Annotated in this window: 1 protein-coding gene; it reads right to left on the bottom strand. The window is 60.0% G+C overall.

Going from position 1 to position 1,162, the window contains the following annotated elements; all coding sequences use genetic code 11:
- Positions 1–475 precede the first annotated feature (475 nt).
- Positions 476–1,162 (bottom strand): flagellin (locus BMW89_RS37135; protein ID WP_283805349.1); only part of this gene is annotated, 687 nt, incomplete at its 5' end.

The raw sequence follows: 1,162 nt of genomic DNA, 5'->3' as shown, positions 1-1,162 counted from the left end.
GAGTTGACGCTCTTGCCGGTCGACAGACGGTTCTGCGTGGTGGCGAGAAGATCAGCGGTGGACTGGAGGGAGAGGAGGTTCTGACGAACCGAGGACGAGAGAACGATACCGGACATAAGCTGTTACCCTTCTGGTACGCAACGCAACAAACTTCGATTAGGATTAATCGATGCCGGGACGGTGAACGTTTGGGGCTAACAAAGCATGAAGCGTGTCGCGCGAGTCCTTGTCTCGATTCACCATAAGAGTCGTCAAAGCCGGATCACGCGCTCGTGTATCGCCATGATTGAATGATGCTTTTTCGTGCATCGGCGATGCGTTTGCCAATTGTCAACCATAACTCAGAGTGAGCAATTGGCTGCATCCGGATGCATCGTCTTCGCCCCATCGCACGACGTCTGCGCATGCGGGCGCAAAAGAAAACGGCGGGGCCGAAGCCCCGCCGCTCTATCTTGCTTGCGATGTCGTCCGCTGATTAGCGGAGCAGCTGGAGCACGCTCTGCTGCGACTGGTTGGCCAGCGACAGCGCGGAGACCGCGATCGACTGACGGGTCGACAGCGCCTGGCTGTTGGCGGCTTCGACGTTGGTGTCGGCCAGGGTCAGGTTGGACGAACCGGTCTGCAGCACGTTGATCAGGCTCTTGTTGAAGTCCTGACGCACCTGCACCACCGAGAGGTTCGAACCGAGGGTCGAGGCTTCCGAACGCAGCGTGCTCGACGCCGTGTTCAGGTTCGTCAACACCTTGTTGGTCGCAGCGTTGTCGATGAAGTCGACGCCGCTGGTCAGCGAGGCAAGGCCCAGACCCTTGGAGTTGTAGGTCACACCCGTGATGCTCAGGTTCGACTTGCCGGTCTCGTCGAACACCAGCTTGAGCTGGTCGCCGTTCAACAGGTTGACGCCGTTGAACGAGGAGTCCTGCGAGGTCGTGTCGATCTGGTTCAGGATGTTGTTGTACTGCGAGACCAGGGCCGCACGGCTGGTCTGCGCGACCGAATCCGCGACAGGCGCGGATGCCGTCGAGAAGGTGAGCGCAGAGGTCAGCGTACCGCCGATCGCACCACCCGCAGCCGCCGAACCAAGCGTCGAGGACGCGTAGTCGTTGGTGGCCGAGATCGTGAGCAGACCATTGGCGTCGATCGTGGCAGACAGGTTGTTGGCCTG

Origin of the sequence: Bradyrhizobium sp. OK095 (genome assembly GCF_900109945.1) — a bacterium.
Classification (GTDB): Bacteria; Pseudomonadota; Alphaproteobacteria; order Rhizobiales; family Xanthobacteraceae; genus Bradyrhizobium.
This window is presented reverse-complemented; position numbering and strand designations above follow the sequence as displayed.